This window comes from Ruegeria sp. CL7, from assembly GCF_056536445.1.
Map to the genome: position 1 here is coordinate 288,397 of NZ_JBQFPQ010000002.1, position 16,320 is coordinate 304,716.

Sequence of the window (16,320 nt, forward strand, 5' to 3'; positions counted from 1 at the left end):
GATCAAACAGGGGAAGTAATGAGACATTTCGCAAAAATCGCCGCCTCTGCGGCTGCGTTGGCACTGGCGTCTGTTGCCGCTCACGCCGAAGAGTTTCGGTTAGGTCTGATCACGCCGCCACCGCATATCTGGACCAAAGCCGCCGAAGCGTTTGGGGCCGAGTTGAATGAGGCCAGTGGTGGCGCGCATTCGGTATCGGTCTTCCCGGCCCGCCAGTTGGGGAACGAGGCAGAAATGCTGCAACAATTGCAGACCGGCGCGTTGGACATGGCTTTCATGACGGTGGCCGAGGTTTCCAACCGCGCGCCCGAGTTGGGGGCGTTCTATGCGCCCTATCTGGCAGATGACATTGGGCACGCGGGGCGCATCCTGCGATCCGATACGGCCAAGTCCATGCTGGAACCCTTGCCGGGGCAGGTTGGTGTCGTTGGACTGGGATATGGGATGGCAGGATTGCGCCAGATCGTCAGCCGGGGCGAGGTTTCCTCCGCCGAAGATCTATCAGGCCTGAAACTGCGTATCACGCCCTTCACACCGATTCTGGATTTCTACAACGCGGTGGGGGCAGCACCCACGCCCATGCCCTTGCCTGCCGTCTATGATGCGCTGGCCAATGGTCAGGTTGACGCCATCGACATGGATGCCGAGCTGATCTGGGTTCTGAAATATTATGAACACGCCGACACGATCGTGCAGTCGGATCACATGATGTTCCCGATGGTCGGGCTGGTATCGGCCAAGGTCTGGGCTGGTTTGTCCGAAGAAGACCGCGCGATGATCGCGGAACTCATGGCCAAACATGTGGACAGCACCATTGATGCCTACGTCGAAAACGATGCCAAATGGCTGGAGCAGATCGAGGGCACTGGCAAAGCCTACAAAAAGGTCGATGCCTCGTTCTTTGGCGACGCGATCGAAGAGTGGAACGGGATCTGGTCCCAGAAGACCTCTTCCCTTGACGCTTTGCGGCAGACTGCGGCAGAAACAAAATAACGAAAACGGCATGACGAAAGGGGCGCAGCTCGATCCTGCGCCCTTTTTCACGGGAGAACAGCGATGTTGTATCGGCTGTCGGCAGGCTTGGCGCGGGTCGAGTTGTGGTGCGCTGCCTTTCTGGCAGTCTGCATTACGGTTCTGATCTTGTTGAATGTCGTAACGCGAACGGCGAGCAACGCCCTGTTCTGGGTTGATGAGCTGGCGATCTACGCGATGGTCTGGATGACCTTTCTGGGCGCGTCTTCCGCATTGCACCATCGCAGTTCTGTGTCGATCTCCATCGTTTCCGACAACGTGCCCGAACGCGCGAAACCATTGATCCGCAAGGGTGTGGACGTGGTCGTGTTTGCTTTTTCCCTTGCGATGCTGTGGTTCTGCTGGCGCTGGTTCCTTCCGCTGGACATCGCCAGCAGCGGATTTGACGTGGCGGCGTTTCAAGGTCAGACATTCAATTTCATCTACGCCGAGCCAACGCTGACCTTGGGCCTGCCAAAGTACCTGTTCTGGTTGGTGATGTGGCTTTTCGCAGTGGGCGCGACGCTGCATTCCACCATGCATCTGCTGAGCGCCCCGGGCAAAGGGGCACAGCCATGAGCCCCATCGTCTTTCTGGCCACTTTACTACTGTCCGTGCCCGTGGCGATCGTGCTGGCAATCACGGCCATCTGGTACATCTGGGAAAGCGGCAACACGGTTCTTTATGACAGCTTCGCGCAGAAAATGTTCGGCGGTCTCGAGAATTACGGCCTGCTGGCAATTCCTCTGTTCATGTTGACCGGAGAATTGATGAACGAAGGCGGCATGACCCGGCGCCTTGTCGCGCTGGCCCGGGTGTTTGTCGGCGGGTTTCGCGGCGGGCTGGCCTATATCAACTTGCTGGCAAACATGTTCATGGCGGCCATCATCGGGTCTGCGACGGCGCAGATCGCGGTGATGTCGCGCGCCATGGTCCCCGCGATGGAGGAGGAGGGCTATGACAAGGGTTTCGCCGCTGCCACGACGGCCGCGGGCGGGCTGCTGGCTCCGGTCATCCCGCCGTCGATGATGTTTGTCATCTTCGGTGTTCTGGCTCAGATCCCGATTGGTGACATGTTCATTGCAGGAATCCTGCCCGGTTTGATCCTTGCCGGGGCGTTTGCATCGGTCATCACCCTGATCGGGTGGTGGCAGAGCTTTCCGAAAGGGCATTGGATGACGCGTGCCGAAGCCGTCCAGGCCTTGATCAGCGCGGCCCCTGCCCTGCTGATTCCGATGTCGATCATAGGCGGTATTCTGTTCGGGATCGCCACACCGACCGAATCCGCTGCAATCGCGTCCCTGATCGCGTTTCTGGTGGGCTGGTTGGTTTACGGGGACCTGAAGCCGAGCAACCTGGCACAGATGTTCAAACGCACGGCGGCCAATGCGTCGATGATCCTGTTCATGATCGCGGCCGCCAGCGTGTTCGGCTGGGTCATCATCTATGAGGAAATACCGCAGCAACTGGCTGGGTTAATCACCTCGGTCACCTCGGACCCGTTCGTGTTCCTGCTGATCGTTAACCTTGCGCTTTTGCTGGTTGGAATGGTGATCGATGGCATCGCCGCGATCATCCTGATCACTCCGATCCTGCTGCCGATTGCAACCGGTTCATACGATATCAGCCCCTATCAGTTCGGCATTGTTGCCTGCCTGAACCTTGTGCTTGGGCTGCTGACGCCCCCGGTCGGGATCGGATTGTACATCGCCTCGTCCATGAGCGGCACATCGCCCGGCTCAATCCTGAAATCGCTTTGGCCTTTCCTGATCGCAGTAACTTTGGTGTTGCTTCTGCTAAGCTATTACCCAAGCCTGTCAACGCTGCTGATCTGAACCAGATACGTTTGCAGGCGCATTCCGTCGCAAACATGGTGCCGGAAATCACGCTCTACTTGTTTGCGCCCGTAAGCTAAGCTGGCCTGAACATGCCAACTGGTCACAAAAAGGACAATCATGCTGCTCGACACTCCGATCTGCGATTTCGGTTGGGAAGCCCCGGACTTCACGCTCAAGGACCCGAACGGTCAGGCCTTCAAGATGTCCGATCACCTGCAAAACGGGTTGCTGATCGCCTTCATCTGCAATCATTGCCCCTATGTCAAAACGATCACGGACCGGCTTGCCCAGGACACGGACCTGCTGATGTCCAAGGGGATCGGCGTGTTGGCGGTCATGTCGAACGACTATCGCGATTACGCCGAAGATTCGCCGCCAAACATGTTGGAATTCGCACGGCAGAACGGCTTCAACTTTCCATATCTCGTGGACGAGGATCAATCCGTAGGAAAGGCTTATGGTGCTGTCTGCACTCCGGATTTCTTCGGATTGAATGCGGATGGAAAGTTGCAGTACCGGGGCCGTCTGGACAATCTGGGCCGCGGCCAGACAGGCAAGCGCGAACCAGAACTGGTCAATGCGATGCTGCAAATTGCCGAGACCGGGCATGGCCCCCAGGACCAGATTCCATCAATGGGATGTTCGATCAAATGGACCCGAGGCTAGGCCATGGAGATCACGTCACTGGATCATGTCAACCTCCGCACCACGCGTTTGGACGAGATGATCGATTGGTACTGCAACTTGCTGGGGATGCGAGTCGGGCCACGCCCGCCCTTCCCTTTTCCCGGAGCCTGGCTTTATGTCGAAGAAAACGCTTTCGTGCATCTGGTCGGTGTCGAGGCCGAGGCCACGGGTTCGGACGCAGACCTAAAGCTTGAGCATTTCGCTTTTTCGGCGACAGGGTTGGATCGGTTCGAAGCGCATCTTAAAACAAATGGCGTCTCCTATCGCCGTGTAGAACTGACGGCGATCGACACCGTTCAGTTGAACGTCTGGGATCCGGACGGCAATCACATTCACATCGATTTTCGGACCGACGAATAGAGATGGCAGGCTCCGATACAGTTTCGTGCAATGAAATTTCCTCACCCTTAAATTGAACACTTGACCGGAATTCGCGGGTCGTCCTTGATAGAACTGTGTTTTCCCGGACTATGCCCGGGGCTGGTCCTTTTAACCATAGGGAAATGGGGAATGCTTGGATCCGCCTGGTTGCGGTCATGCATGGTGGTCAAATGGCTGACATTGATGAATGGCTGATCCGAAACGGCTTGTCCAAATATGTCGATGCCTTCTCCCGGCACGAGGTCGAACTGGGTGATCTGCCGGAACTGAGCGACGATGACCTTGTCGCGATCGGCCTGCCCCTTGGACCCAGACGCCGCTTTCTGAAAGCAATACGGGATGAAACCGGGCAGGCTGCGGGATCACATCGCGCGCATCAAGAACCCAACATCATTGCAGAGCGCAGACAGCTGACGGTCATGTTCATTGATCTTGTTGGATCGACGGCGATATCGCAAAAGCTGGATCCTGAAGATCTGGCCGAGGTTCTGAGGCTGTTCAAAGAGACCTGCGCCGCTGCTGTCGCCGCTTTTGACGGGCATATCGCCAGTTACTATGGCGACGGTATCATGGTGTTTTTTGGCTTTCCGCATGCGCATGAAGACGACCCGGAACGCGCCATTCATGCAGGTCTTCGGATCGTTCGCGAAATTCCGGAACTCCGCACGCATGCACATCTTGAAGTCCGCATAGGGATCGCGACCGGCCTGGTTGTCGTCGGTGACCTGCGTGGAGAGAAGATGTTCGAGGATGGCACCGCCATGGGCGAGACCCCGAACCTGGCCGCACGGCTTCAATCGATGGCTGATCCGGGGACAATGATCGTCGCGCCGACGACGCGGGAACTGGCGGGTGATGCGTTCGAATATGTGCGCCGGGGCACGTTTCAATTGAAAGGCTTTGCCAAAGAGGTCGAAGCCTGGCAAGTCACCGGCACGCGCCAGACTCTCAGCCGTTTTCTTGCGGCAGACGACGCCCGGATGAGTTCATTGGTCGGGCGCGCGCAGGAGCATGAAACCCTTCAAAGCAAGTGGAAGCTGGCCCGTCAGGGTCAAGGTCAGGTGGTGCTGGTCTCGGGCGAGGCGGGCATAGGAAAGTCCAGGCTGATCGAAGAGCTTCGCCGCACGATCCCGGATGCAAAACACCGACAGCTTCGATTTCAGTGTTCGCCCTTTCATGACGCAAGCGCGTTGTATCCGATCATACGCCAGCTTGAAAACGCGGCCGAACTTCGGGCCGGTGACAGTGTGGACAAAAAATTGAACAAGATCCACGGCGTTCTGGGCGATCCTTCTGAAGGGTCACTGAAACTGGCTGCGGCACTGTTGTCGGTCCCGTTTGAAGACAGGCTTGGCCCGCTGGATCTGACCCCAGAGCAGATCATGAAGCAGACGCTGGACATGCTGGTCAACCATGTGATCGGCATGGCGCAGGAAACCCCGATCCTGTTGCTGTTTGAAGATGCACATTGGATCGATCCAACGACAAAGACTCTGCTTGATCAGCTTGTAACCCGGATAGAGGACGCGCGCCTGCTGATGGTCATGAGCTATCGGACAGGCTTTGATCCGGGTTGGCCACAATCACGCAACCTGATGCACGTCGCGCTTCAACAACTGGATTTCGCGCAGGTCAAAGAGATCGTGAACGATGTTGCCAAGGGCAAGACCGTCCCGGACGAAGTTCACCATCTGATTGCCGCCAGATCCAACGGTGTCCCGCTGTTCGTAGAAGAGGTGACGAAGGATCTGCTGGAATCCGATCTTCTGACCGAACGCGCCGACGCCTATACGATCGACCGGTCCACGCCATCAGCCACTGTGCCGAAGACACTGCATGATGCCTTGATGGCTCGTCTTGATCGACTCAGCTCGGCCAAGGAAGTGGCACAGATCGGCGCTGTCATTGGCCCGCAATTCTCTTATCCGATGATTGCAAGCGTGTCCCGTTTTGATGAACGGGCGTTGCGTTCCGGTCTGGATTTGCTGGTGGATGCCGGGATCGTGTTCGTTTCAGACTCAGAGCCCGAGGAAACGTTCAGTTATCGTCACGCTCTCATTCGCGACACCGCTTACAACAGCCTGCTGAAACGCGAGAGGCGAACGCTGCATGCGCGTGTGGTCCAAGCACTGAACTCTGCCTCGTTGCACGAAAATCCTGCCGGTCCGGAAATTCTGGCTCATCACTACACGATGGCAGATATGCCGGACGAAGCGATAGAACACTGGTATCTGGCCGGGCAACGTGCCGTTGAACGCTCGGCCGGGATTGAAGCAGCCACTCAGCTGGGGCGTGCGTTGGCGTTGCTTGAACAGCAGGAAGACTCGGTTGACCGCGACCGCATGGAAACCAAGATCCAGACCTTGCGGGCCGGCGTTCTGCGCTCGACCGCTGGCATCGCGGCCGATGAAACGGGGGCGGTGTATGCCCGGATCCGCGACCTGTGCAATCGGCTGGGCGAAACCGAACAATTATTCCCTGTGCTCAATGGTCTCTATGCGTATCATCTGGTCCGCGGCGAATACGACCTTGCCAAGGACGTCGCGGCGCAGTTGCTGGACCTGTCCAAGCTGACCGACGAAACGCATCACATAATGATTGCCCATCGGGCCATGGGTGCCGTCTTGTTGCATATCGGGCAGCAGGACGCCGCCTATGCACATCTGCGACAAGCGTTGCACTTGTATGATCCTCAGCAGCACAGCCGTCTTGCCTATGTCTACGGCACGGATCATGCTGCCATTACATCCTGCTTCCTGAGCATGACGGTCTGGTTGCGCGGAGAACCCGACCTCGCGCTCGAGATCCAGCATCAGGCGATCTCGGCGGCGCAGAAACTCAATCACGCTCATAGCCTGGCACAGACGCTGACATATCTGTGTATGTTGCACCTGTTGCGGCGTGAACCTGAACAGGTTTACGACGTTGCCGCGCGCCTTGAGGAACTGGCAACCAAACACACCTTCCCCTTCATGACACTGACGGCGAATGTCTGGCGGTGTTGGGCGGACGCGCAGATCAAGCCAGGCCCGGAAACGATCCGAGCAATGCGCGACGCGTCCGAAGCCTGGTGGGCCAGCGGGGCCGGAAACTACAAACCGGTGTTCCTGACGGCCCTTGCCGAAGCTTCATTGAAGGCGAACGACCCGAAGGCGGCTCAGCGCCTGCTGGATGAAGCCCGTGAACAGCAGGTTCTGACCAATGAAGCCTGGGCTCAGCCCGAGACGGATCGGATACAGGCGTTGGTGCGCTCCATGGGCACTGCCGCAGACGATCTGTTCACGGAGGCTCTGGAAACCGCACGCAAACAACAGGCAAGAATGTTCGAACTGCGCACAGCGGTGGATTACGTGCAAACCTGCGACCGCTTTGGCTGCACGCCGGCCTCGCCGCCGGATCTTGGAAAGATTCTGGCTATGATCGTTGGCGGCGCGCAGACCCGCGATGTCGCGCGGGCCATGTCTTTGCTCAATCAATCGAAAGTGTCGTAGAGTACTTACCCGGCCAGTTCTGCGGGCAACACCTTTCCGTTCATCCTGTCGCCCCGCAGGACCAAAGGCGAAATGCTGCGCTGTTTCAACTCGGTTGCAACTCGTCCTGGTATCCGAACAACGCAGGTTGACCACCCGTGTGCAGCAGAACAACTTTCTGACCTTTTTTGATGATGCCTTGTTCAAGCAGTCCAAGAAGCCCCGCAAAGGTTTTGGCAGAATAAACAGGGTCAAGAAAGATGCCTTCGGAGCGCGCCATCAGGGTCAACGCCTCGCGGGTTGCTCGACCGATCCGCCCATATCCGGGTGCCAAAGCGCCGTCCCAGGTACAGATGTCTTCCATGACCAAAGCAGGGTCGAAACCCATCATGGTCGCCAATCGCCTCAGGACCTTTTGCAGACGCGCGTGCTGCTGGTTCTGATCGCGACGCACGCATATGCCGTAGACCGGCGCAGACTGCCCGACTAAACGCAATCCGGCTAGGCACCCGCCATGGGTTGCCCCGCTTCCAGACGGCACCACTGCGGCGTCGAAATCGCTGATCTGAGTATGCAACTCGGCCGCCCCCGCCACATAGCCCAATGCCCCCAGCGGAGGGTGATCGATGCCCAGATGGATCACGTATGGTTTTCGACCCATAGCAACCAGATCCTCGGCACGTTCGTGAAGAGCGCCGTCAGCGCCCGCCTCGTCCTCACCCCTGGGATAGCCAATATGTTCCGCCCCCAGAAGCTGTGCCAGAAGAACATTTCCGGATCGATGGTAGTATTCGCCCATATTCGTCACGCGGTCCTCCAATTGAAGAACGGATGACATTCCCAGCTTTGCCGCCGCAGCTGCCGCAGTGCGCACGAAATTGGATTGCACGGCACCTGTGATCAGGATGGTGTCCGCCCGCTGCCTCAGCGCCTCGCCCATATAAAATTCCAGCTGGCGGGTCTTGTTTCCGCCGAAGCTGAGCCCGGTCAGGTCGTCGCGCTTGATCCACAGGTCCAGCCCCAGTTGGTCAGAAAGACGCTCAAGCCGTTCGACCGGTGTGACCGATGTCATCAACCTTGCGCGGGGATAGTTTGAAAGCGCTGCGTCTATCATGGACCAGGTGCCCTTCATTTTCATGCAAAAGACTCGTGCCGATGGATGGCACTGCTGATCAGGATAGTGAGGTTTTGGAAAGCGTGGAAGACAGCCGGTCACGCGCAAAAGCGTCCGACTGGAGCCCCCGTTGAAGCGGGCCAGTTTCGGATCACGGGCTTTCCGTGAATTTGCAACGTCAAAGGGTCCGGTCGACGGTGATCAATCACCTCTCGCTGGTGTCGCTTTCGGCGTAGTTGCGCAAATCGTCCATGTCGGCGATATCCGCGTGGTTCCTGTTGATCTTGACGCCAACGGGTTTCAACCGCGAAAACGCGCGGCTAAGGCTTTCGGGCTTCATCCCCAGACGTCCGGCGATCAGCATCTTGTCGTAAGGCAGTTCCACCTCGCAGCGACCGGACTCGCGATCGCACAGGTTCAACAGAAACTCAGCAACGCGTTGCGCCCCGGTTTGCGCCTTCAATTGCTCCAGCTGCGCCACCAGAGCATGCAGATGCGTGAACGTCGCAGCCAGAATTGAAACGCCGATTTCCGGGTCTTCTTTCATGAGGGACAGCAACACCGGGCTGGGAATATGCATCACTTCACAGGCTGAGACGGCTTCGGCGGACACGGGATACGGCACGTTGCGCAGCGCAACGGCCTCACCAAAGCTTTCTCCGCGGGTGAAAACGCTCACCACCGCTTCTGCCCCGGTCGGAGAGATACGGAACAGCTTGACCCAACCCGCCAGCACGACGTGAACGGCCTTGGCTTCTTCCTCTTGCAGAAAGATCGTCTCGCCACGGTCATATTGCCGCCAAATCGCTTGCCGCAGCAATGTATCCACATGCTGATCCGGCAAGCTGCGCAGAAGCAGAGACTGCCGCGCAATCGCCTTTTGTGCCTCGTGTGACATGAAGGCACTCCCTTCTTCATCCAGTCCGGGCGATGGCCCGGGATATCATCCCCAATGCCCTGCTATGCCAAAGCCGGCGTGGCAGTGCCAGCCTTTTTCTTGAAGATCAACTTGACAATTGTCATGTCACGGGGCCCGTCGCTGTCCTAGGTTCGGTTCACAGCCAGTTATCCGGGGAGCATGTCAGATGGATTTCGAGCGATTTTTCAGCCAGAGCCTCGACGCTTTGAAAGATGAAGGGAACTATCGGGTTTTCATCGACTTGCAGCGACGTTGCGGAGCCTTCCCGAACGCTCGCCAGACCGATGGTTCGATCCAGCGGGATGTGCGTATCTGGTGCTCGAATGACTACCTTGGAATGGGGCAACACCCTGCGGTCATCAACGCCATGCACGATGCGCTGGAGCGTTGTGGCGCCGGTGCGGGCGGAACGCGCAACATTTCGGGCACGACGCATGACCACGTTCTGCTTGAGGCAGAATTGGCAGATCTCCATGGCAAAGAGGCCGCTTTGCTGTTCACCTCGGGCTATGTATCAAACTGGGCCGCTCTGGGAACGCTGGCTGCGAAGATCCCCGGTCTGATCGTTTTCTCTGATGCGCTGAACCATGCCTCGATGATCGAAGGCATCCGCCACTCACGGGCGCAGAAGGTGATATGGAAACATAACGACCTTGCGGATCTGGAGACCAAACTGGCCGCCGCCGACCCCGACGCGCCCAAGATGATCGCCTTTGAATCCGTCTATTCCATGGATGGTGATATCGCGCCGATCAAGGAAATCTGCGACCTGGCCGAGAAATACGGCGCGATGACCTATCTGGACGAAGTTCACGCCGTCGGCCTCTATGGCCCGCGCGGTGGTGGCATTGCCGAGCGTGAGGGCCTGATGGATCGCCTGACCGTGATCGAAGGCACGCTGGGCAAGGCCTTCGGCGTGGTTGGCGGCTACATCGCAGCCTCCGCGGCGCTGTGCGATTTCGTTCGCAGTTTTGCCAGCGGCTTCATCTTCACCACGGCCCTGCCGCCTTCGATCGCGGCCGGTGCTGCCGCATCTATCCGGCATCTGAAACAGTCAAGCGCCGAGCGTGATCTGCAAAAAGCCCGTGTGGATCAGGTGCGCGCCCGTCTGGATGCGGAAGGGATACCGCATCTGCCGAACCCCAGCCATATCATCCCGGTGATGGTGGGCGACCCGCTGAAGTGCAAGTTCATCTCGGATACGCTTCTTGAAGAATTCGGCATCTATATCCAGCCGATCAACTATCCCACTGTCCCCAAAGGCACCGAACGTTTGCGGATCACGCCGTCCCCGGTTCACACAGATGAGGATATCGATCATCTGGTCGGTGCTTTGTCGGCGCTCTGGCAGCGTTGTCAGATCGCGCGGATCCCACTGGCCGCTCAGTAATCAAGGCCCCCCTTTGCTTGACTTATGCCGCCTCTCGGGGCGGCATTTTTTTGCCTCAGATCAGGTAGAGCGCAAAGATCACTACTGAAAATCCCGTCAACACCATGGTGAACCCACGCAGCCAGCTTTGGCTGTTCTCCAAATCCAGATAGTGTTTCAGGATCACGCGGGCCTTGATCAGCGCCAACAACAGGATACCGCCAGCAATGATCGCGGTCGGTGCCCCAATCAAGGTCAGCAGCGCGGATCCCACGCTGAGTGCCAAGAGCCCAAGCCACGCCTGGGTCAGAGAGTTCGGCGACCTCTGACGTGAACTGTTCGTCAAAGATGAAGGTTGGGCCATCCGACTATCCCAGCAGATAGATCACTGGAAACAGCATGATCCAGACCAGGTCCACCATGTGCCAGAACTGCGCGCCCGCTTCGACGTTACTGGGGTCGTCTCGCCAGGACACCAGCAACAGAATTCCAACCCCGGCGAGGACATGCGCGGCATGAAAGCCGGTCAGCATATAGTAGAACAGAAAGAATGGATGCGTTTCGTATCCTATCCCCTGAGACGCCTTGTCGGCGTATTCCGTACCCTTGATGATCAGGAACACGACACCCAGAAACGCGGCAAAGATCAACGCCAAACGGGCCCGCAAACGTTGCATGCTCCGCCGCCAATGCAACGCCTGTGCGGCCAGATAGCCGGATGTCACCAATACCGCCGTGTTCAAGGCCGCACCCGTGCGATGCAGATGCGACTGCGCCTCGGCAAAGCCCGCCGGATCGGTCAGACGTACCCCCATGAAGGCGATCATCCCCGCGCCAAAGACCAGCAGTTCCGAAATGATCAGAACCCACATCAGGAACTCGCCCGGCAGTTCGTCGATCAGAGGGGCATCACTCATCCGCCGACCAACTGGCGATAGATCTGCGGCAGGGCCATGGTCAGGCGATGCGGATCTGGAATGACGGCGAAACCGCCCTGCCCGAACATGCGCGGAAACCAGCTTTTGCCGGTTTTATCGATGGTAACGCCGAACACCGACTGTCCGGCCCGGCGCGCCTCGCGTATGGCCATGCAGGTATCTTCGATGCCGTGGCGCCCCTCGTAGTGATCCAGGTCGTTTGGCTTTCCGTCGGTAATGACCAGCAGCAATCGGCGCTTGCGGGACTGGCTGGCCAGATCTGCTGAACAGTGTCGGATTGCCGCGCCCAACCTTGTATAATGTCCGGGGCGCAGCGACGCGATGCGCTGTTCAACTTTGGTTCCCATTGGTTCGTCAAACCGTTTGCAACGCTGCACATAGACGCGCTGACGCTTGAGGGAGCTGAACGCATGAATGGCGAAATCGTCACCGCAAGCATTCAGGCCCCAAGCCAAGGCCGCCAGCGCCTCGCGTTCGATATCGATCACGGCGCGGCCTGTGACCGCGCTTTCGGTGGATCGGCTGACATCCAGAAGGATCGACACCGCCAGATCGCGGGCCTCGGGGCGGGATTGCATCCAGACGCGTTCCGTCCCTTCACCATTTGCGCAGCGGTCAACCTGCGCCCGAACGGCGGCTTCCATATCCAGCTGGTCCCCGTCCAGATGGCCCCGGGTCATCACGCGCCCAGGGCGCAGTGCCTCGAATTGGCGCTTGACGGCACGAATGCGCCGCGCAGTGGCCGGATCCTTGCCGAACTCGGCAGCATCGTCGCGGATATCGGCATCCGAAAGCAGAACGTTCACATGATCCGGCAGGTATTGACCCGTCCGCACGTCCCATTCGGGATATAGAATACGGCCTGACAGGCGTTCGCGGTTGACGTCTTCGGGCGCCAGATCAAGGTGAAGCTTCAACCTGGTAGGCGGCGCCTTTGAGATCTGACCAAGACCGATCTCTTCCTGATCGTCAGCCGCCTTCTTGGCGTTGTCGGGATCGTCGTCATCGATGCGACGGTTGATATTCAGAAACTCGGCCCAACTGAGGATGGCTTCGAACTTGTGCAGAATGAAACTGTCGCTGCGCTCGGCCTGATCCGATTTGCGGCGCCGGGCACGGTGTGTCTTTTCGCCGGATTCCTCTGGCGGGCCTTCGGTATCGGGGTTTTCAACCTCGTTGTGTTCCGAGAACCCAACTGCGCGCAACTCCGGCCACAGGGGAACCGGGCGCAACGGCTGATAGCCGCGCGAGGCGATCAGGTCGTCGTCAAGTGCCAGAAGGTGCTCGGCCTGATCCGACAGGGGCTTGGGATCGCCCAGCATATGACGGATCAGTTCTTCGACCGCGGCCTCGGCAGGCGGCAGGCTGGGGATGTCGCGCTGATACAGCACACCCTTGCACAGCTCGGTATACAGCGGACGCAAGCCTGGCGCATCGTCCAGAGTCGCCTCGACCATATGCCGGGCGGCGATCAAGGCACGCAGGTCGGCACGCAGAGGATCTTCTTCGTCAATTCGGGTTCCGGCATGGGCCGCGGCGGCGGCCAACCAGACATAGAGCGCGCCGTTTGCCTCGCGCGCGGGGAATACTGCCAGACGGTCGGGCAGACGCAAAATCTCTCCGTCGAACGAGGCGCGCGGCATCAATTCCACTTCGGTTGCAAGTTTGCGGCGCCAACTCAGGCGGTGGCGCGAAACCTCGGGTGAGACCGGGCGCAATTCAACGCCCGGACTACCCCCAAGCCCCCGAAAGAGGACTGCCAGCCGCCCCGCGACCTCGGAAAGGTCGACCGCGGCTCCAACATGCACCTGGGGTGCATCGAGGCGGCTGGCAAGGGTGTGCCACAGTTTCCCGATGGTTTCTTCGGGTTCCCATGGCTCAAAGTCGATCCTGACCATCGCCGGCCTCACCCAAAGACGGCGGTGACAAGATCGAGGAGCCCGCGTTTGATATCCTCGTCATCGGTCAGAGGTTCGATCATGGCGGCAAGGATGGCGCGGTCGGTGGACATGCCCTGCGCGATCAGCGTCGCAGCATAGACGACCAGCCGGGTGGACACGCCTTCCTCGAGGTCCTGACCCTTGAGCCCGCGCAGCTTGCCCGCCAACCGCACCAGCGGCTTACAGCGTTCCAGCGGCAGGCCGCTTTCCTGCGCGACCACTTCGGCTTCCATCTGAGGCGAGGGAAAGTCGAACTCCAACGAGATGAACCGTTGGCGGGTCGAAGGTTTCAGGGTTTTCAGGATGTTCTGATAGCCGGGGTTGTAGGACGCCACCAGCATGAAACCGGGCGCGGCCTCAAGCTCTTCCCCGGTGCGGTCGATCGGCAGGATGCGCCGATCGTCGGTCAGCGGGTGCAGCACCACGGTCACGTCCTTGCGGGCCTCGACCACCTCGTCGAGATAGCAGATCGCACCTTCGCGCACCGCGCGGGTCAGGGGGCCATCGACCCAGACGGTTTCGCCGCCCTTCAGCAGATAGCGCCCGATCAGGTCGGCGGCAGCGAGATCGTCGTGGCAGGCCACTGTATAAAGCGGGCGGCCAAGCTTCGCGGCCATATGGGCGACAAACCGGGTCTTGCCGCAACCCGTCGGGCCTTTCAGCAGAACCGGCAGGTCGTTTTTGTAAGCGGCGTTGAAGACGTCGCACTCATCGCCCTGGGGCAGGTAGAAGGGGGCGTTTGCCGCCCCCTCTTTCAGGTTCATGGAGCCATCCATATCCATCACTCCGCAGGGGTTTCAGCCGCGCCGGGTTCGATGACCTCTTTGCGGGGAACCCAGATCGAATAGATGAACAGCAGCGCCCCGAGGACAACGACCAGACCAGAGCCAAGACGCATCCAGTAGAAGATCGCGATCTGGTCCTGTACGTCCATGAAGTAGTCTCCGACCACGCGCTGCATATGTGTCTGCACGGTGCCGCCGAAGGTCAACACGAAGGTCATGAAGACCATGCCGCTGGTCATCAGCCAGAACGAGCCCATGTTCAGAACCTGATTGTAGGGATCACGGTTCTTCAGGATCGGCATCGCATAGCTGAAGATCGCCAGGTTGAGGCAGACATAGGCGCCGTAGAAGGCCAGGTGACCGTGGGCTGCGGTGATCTGCGTGCCGTGGGTATAGTAGTTCACCCCGTGCAGCGTGTGCAGGAAGCCCCAGACACCGGCACCGAAGAACGCAAGCGTAGCACAGCCCAGCGACCACAGCAGCGCGGCCTTGTTGGGGTGGTCACGACGGCCTTTCCAGACCATGACGAAGGCAAAGGCCATCATCGCAAAGAACGGGATCACCTCGAGGCTCGAGAAGATCGAACCGATCCACTGCCAGTATGCAGGCGTACCGATCCAGTAATAGTGGTGACCTGTGCCAAGGATGCCCGAGAACAGCGCGGCGGCGACGATGACGTATAGCCATTTTTCGACTACCTCACGGTCCACACCGGTCAGCTTGAGCATCAGATAGGCCAGGATCGAGGCCATGATAAGTTCCCACACACCTTCGACCCACAGGTGGACGACATACCACCAGTATTGCTTGTCCAGCGACAGGTTGCCCGGGTTGTAGAAGGCGAACAGGAACAGCAGCGCCAGACCCCAAAGGCCCAGAAGCAGGATGTTGGTAATGGCTGTCTTCTTGCCTTTCAGAACGGTCATCGACACGTTGTAAAGGAAGATCAATGCAGCCACGACGATACCGGCCTTGACCCATTTGGGCTGTTCCAGGAACTCACGCCCTTCTTTGCCCAGCAGCCAGTTGCCTTCGAACAGGTTGAAGACATAGGTGACGACCACGCCCAATGTGCCGACAACAAGGATGATCAGTTGCAGATAGGCCAGCTTGGGCGAGTGGATCTCGCGCTCGGCTTCTTCCGGGATCAGGAAGTAGGCCGCGCCAAAGAAACCCAGGATCAGCCAGACGATCAGAGAGTTGGTGTGCAGCATCCGCACGATGTTGAACGGCAGAAGCTCACTCAGGAAATTGGGGAATACATAGATGAAACCGGCCAGAAGGCCGCCGATCACCTGTATCGCGAACAACGCCATGGCTACCGCAAAGTAGGCATAGGCGATTTTTTGGGATTCGTATTTCATTGTTTCGTTCCCTTTCTCAGCCTGCCTCGTTGGGCGGCCAGCCCTGCGCGTCGATGTTGTCCGTCCAGATCAGGAAGTTGGTCAGGTCACGGAGTTCTTCGTCGCTGAGGTTGAAATTGGGCATTTGCCGACGACCGGGAATGCCGGTCGGTTGTGCTTCCATCCAGCCCTTGAGGGATTCAAAGGCTGATTCCGGGTCGTCCAGCACGCCCCAGCGGGTCATCACGTTGCCGACTTCCGGAGCAAAGTAAGCCCCTTCACCCAGAATCGAATGACAGTTTACACACGCGTGTTTTTCCCAGACATGCTTGCCCCGGACCACACTGTCATCCAGCTTTGCGGCATTTTCGGAATTGACGATATACCAGTGGGAATGGGCCGAAAGGGCCAGAAAGATAAGAATGAAGAACAGTGACCCGCCATAAAAAATATTGCGGGCCATGCTCTTTGTCATGACGTCTCGCATTGCGCTCTCCTTTGCGCAGATTAGCTAGTGTCAGCAAC

15 protein-coding genes are annotated in these 16,320 nt (G+C 58.6%); 7 read left to right on the top strand and 8 right to left on the bottom strand.

Annotation, left to right across the window (positions count from 1 at the left end):
• Positions 1–18 precede the first annotated feature (18 nt).
• From ACR0LI_RS09905 to ACR0LI_RS09930, 6 genes are all read left to right on the top strand, one after another.
• Entirely contained in the window at positions 19–993 is a 975-nt protein-coding gene (locus tag ACR0LI_RS09905) for a TRAP transporter substrate-binding protein (protein ID WP_171169737.1), read from the top strand.
• Positions 994–1,056: 63 nt separating this feature from the next.
• Positions 1,057–1,590 carry a TRAP transporter small permease gene (locus ACR0LI_RS09910; RefSeq protein ID WP_480718444.1) on the top strand — a complete coding sequence of 178 codons (534 nt, stop codon included), beginning with the start codon at positions 1,057–1,059 and terminating at the stop codon, positions 1,588–1,590.
• Positions 1,587–2,846, top strand: coding sequence for a TRAP transporter large permease (locus ACR0LI_RS09915; RefSeq protein WP_171364398.1), 1,260 nt, complete (start codon positions 1,587–1,589; stop codon positions 2,844–2,846). The genes ACR0LI_RS09910 and ACR0LI_RS09915 overlap by 4 nt, the downstream gene beginning before the upstream one ends.
• 120 nt (positions 2,847–2,966) lie before the next feature.
• Complete coding sequence (locus ACR0LI_RS09920) at positions 2,967–3,515, top strand: thioredoxin family protein (protein WP_480718445.1); 549 nt, start codon at positions 2,967–2,969, stop codon at positions 3,513–3,515.
• Positions 3,516–3,518: 3 nt separating this feature from the next.
• Positions 3,519–3,896, top strand: coding sequence for a VOC family protein (locus tag ACR0LI_RS09925; protein ID WP_171635920.1), 378 nt, complete (start codon positions 3,519–3,521; stop codon positions 3,894–3,896).
• A gap of 191 nt (positions 3,897–4,087) precedes the next feature.
• A complete protein-coding gene (locus tag ACR0LI_RS09930; RefSeq protein ID WP_480718446.1) occupies positions 4,088–7,408 on the top strand; it encodes an ATP-binding protein in 3,321 nt (1,106 codons plus the stop codon).
• Positions 7,409–7,493: 85 nt separating this feature from the next.
• Here ACR0LI_RS09930 and ACR0LI_RS09935 read toward each other — a convergent pair whose 3' ends face one another.
• Positions 7,494–8,525 carry a D-cysteine desulfhydrase family protein gene (locus tag ACR0LI_RS09935; RefSeq protein ID WP_480718447.1) on the bottom strand — a complete coding sequence of 344 codons (1,032 nt, stop codon included), beginning with the start codon at positions 8,523–8,525 and terminating at the stop codon, positions 7,494–7,496.
• A 181-nt stretch (positions 8,526–8,706) separates the two neighbouring features.
• Positions 8,707–9,399, bottom strand: a complete 693-nt coding sequence (locus ACR0LI_RS09940) for a Crp/Fnr family transcriptional regulator (protein WP_171228829.1) — start codon at positions 9,397–9,399, stop codon at positions 8,707–8,709.
• 187 nt (positions 9,400–9,586) lie between these two features.
• Here ACR0LI_RS09940 and hemA point away from each other — a divergent pair, with 187 nt between their 5' ends.
• Complete coding sequence (hemA, locus tag ACR0LI_RS09945; protein ID WP_480491314.1) at positions 9,587–10,810, top strand: 5-aminolevulinate synthase; 1,224 nt, start codon at positions 9,587–9,589, stop codon at positions 10,808–10,810.
• A gap of 55 nt (positions 10,811–10,865) precedes the next feature.
• On the opposite strand, the gene ACR0LI_RS09950 is transcribed toward hemA, so the two are convergent.
• The 6 genes from ACR0LI_RS09950 to ACR0LI_RS09975 are packed head-to-tail and all read right to left on the bottom strand — an operon-like array spanning position 10,866 to position 16,282.
• Positions 10,866–11,153, bottom strand: a complete 288-nt coding sequence (locus ACR0LI_RS09950) for a cytochrome C oxidase subunit IV family protein (RefSeq protein ID WP_171723697.1) — start codon at positions 11,151–11,153, stop codon at positions 10,866–10,868.
• Between the two features lie 4 nt (positions 11,154–11,157).
• Entirely contained in the window at positions 11,158–11,706 is a 549-nt protein-coding gene (locus ACR0LI_RS09955) for a cytochrome c oxidase subunit 3 (RefSeq protein WP_480718448.1), read from the bottom strand.
• A complete protein-coding gene (locus ACR0LI_RS09960) occupies positions 11,703–13,625 on the bottom strand; it encodes a nitric oxide reductase activation protein NorD (RefSeq protein WP_480718449.1) in 1,923 nt (640 codons plus the stop codon). The genes ACR0LI_RS09955 and ACR0LI_RS09960 overlap by 4 nt, the downstream gene beginning before the upstream one ends.
• An 8-nt stretch (positions 13,626–13,633) precedes the next feature.
• Positions 13,634–14,443: a CbbQ/NirQ/NorQ/GpvN family protein gene (locus ACR0LI_RS09965; protein WP_371732252.1), complete on the bottom strand. Its 810-nt coding sequence runs from the start codon at positions 14,441–14,443 to the stop codon at positions 13,634–13,636.
• Between the two features lie 5 nt (positions 14,444–14,448).
• Entirely contained in the window at positions 14,449–15,816 is a 1,368-nt protein-coding gene (locus ACR0LI_RS09970; RefSeq protein ID WP_152460361.1) for a cbb3-type cytochrome c oxidase subunit I, read from the bottom strand.
• A gap of 16 nt (positions 15,817–15,832) precedes the next feature.
• Entirely contained in the window at positions 15,833–16,282 is a 450-nt protein-coding gene (locus ACR0LI_RS09975) for a c-type cytochrome (protein WP_152460362.1), read from the bottom strand.
• Positions 16,283–16,320 lie beyond the last annotated feature (38 nt).

Coding starts and splice junctions, on each gene's coding strand:
- ACR0LI_RS09905 (WP_171169737.1), top strand. CDS start 19: ATGAGACATTTCGCAAAAATCGCCGCCTCTGCGGCTGCGTTGGCACTG.
- ACR0LI_RS09910 (WP_480718444.1), top strand. CDS start 1,057: ATGTTGTATCGGCTGTCGGCAGGCTTGGCGCGGGTCGAGTTGTGGTGC.
- ACR0LI_RS09915 (WP_171364398.1), top strand. CDS start 1,587: ATGAGCCCCATCGTCTTTCTGGCCACTTTACTACTGTCCGTGCCCGTG.
- ACR0LI_RS09920 (WP_480718445.1), top strand. CDS start 2,967: ATGCTGCTCGACACTCCGATCTGCGATTTCGGTTGGGAAGCCCCGGAC.
- ACR0LI_RS09925 (WP_171635920.1), top strand. CDS start 3,519: ATGGAGATCACGTCACTGGATCATGTCAACCTCCGCACCACGCGTTTG.
- ACR0LI_RS09930 (WP_480718446.1), top strand. CDS start 4,088: ATGGCTGACATTGATGAATGGCTGATCCGAAACGGCTTGTCCAAATAT.
- ACR0LI_RS09935 (WP_480718447.1), bottom strand. CDS start 8,525: ATGAAAATGAAGGGCACCTGGTCCATGATAGACGCAGCGCTTTCAAAC.
- ACR0LI_RS09940 (WP_171228829.1), bottom strand. CDS start 9,399: ATGTCACACGAGGCACAAAAGGCGATTGCGCGGCAGTCTCTGCTTCTG.
- hemA (WP_480491314.1), top strand. CDS start 9,587: ATGGATTTCGAGCGATTTTTCAGCCAGAGCCTCGACGCTTTGAAAGAT.
- ACR0LI_RS09950 (WP_171723697.1), bottom strand. CDS start 11,153: ATGGCCCAACCTTCATCTTTGACGAACAGTTCACGTCAGAGGTCGCCG.
- ACR0LI_RS09955 (WP_480718448.1), bottom strand. CDS start 11,706: ATGAGTGATGCCCCTCTGATCGACGAACTGCCGGGCGAGTTCCTGATG.
- ACR0LI_RS09960 (WP_480718449.1), bottom strand. CDS start 13,625: ATGGTCAGGATCGACTTTGAGCCATGGGAACCCGAAGAAACCATCGGG.
- ACR0LI_RS09965 (WP_371732252.1), bottom strand. CDS start 14,443: ATGGATGGCTCCATGAACCTGAAAGAGGGGGCGGCAAACGCCCCCTTC.
- ACR0LI_RS09970 (WP_152460361.1), bottom strand. CDS start 15,816: ATGAAATACGAATCCCAAAAAATCGCCTATGCCTACTTTGCGGTAGCC.
- ACR0LI_RS09975 (WP_152460362.1), bottom strand. CDS start 16,282: ATGCGAGACGTCATGACAAAGAGCATGGCCCGCAATATTTTTTATGGC.